The organism is Psychrobacter sp. TB55-MNA-CIBAN-0194, assembly GCF_040309505.1.
In the GTDB taxonomy this organism is placed as follows: Bacteria; Pseudomonadota; Gammaproteobacteria; order Pseudomonadales; family Moraxellaceae; genus Psychrobacter; species Psychrobacter fozii.
Genome location: NZ_JBEOOW010000472.1, coordinates 1 through 259 on the forward strand (window position 1 = coordinate 1; position 259 = coordinate 259).

The following is a 259-nucleotide window of genomic DNA, read 5'->3' on the forward strand; positions in this document are numbered from 1 at the left end:
GCTATTGCACGGGAAGCTTTGCGACTTTTGGGTGCAAATATAGAGACTGCTGTAAAAGATGGCACAAATATTCAGGCAAGATCTAATATGCTTCTAGGTGCGATGCTTGCTGGACAGGCGTTTGCTAACTCGCCCGTAGCGGGAGTGCATGCGTTAGCCTACCCGATTGGTGGTATTTTCCATGTCCCGCACGGTCTTTCTAATGCGCTAGTGCTCCCTCAGGTTATGCGATTTAACGCCAGTGTCTGTGGGGATGCAT

Annotated in this window: 1 pseudogene; it reads left to right on the forward strand. The window is 49.8% G+C overall.

Annotation, left to right across the window (positions count from 1 at the left end):
- A pseudogene (locus tag AAEY75_RS15940) lies at nt 1-259 on the forward strand (iron-containing alcohol dehydrogenase); the annotation flags it as partial.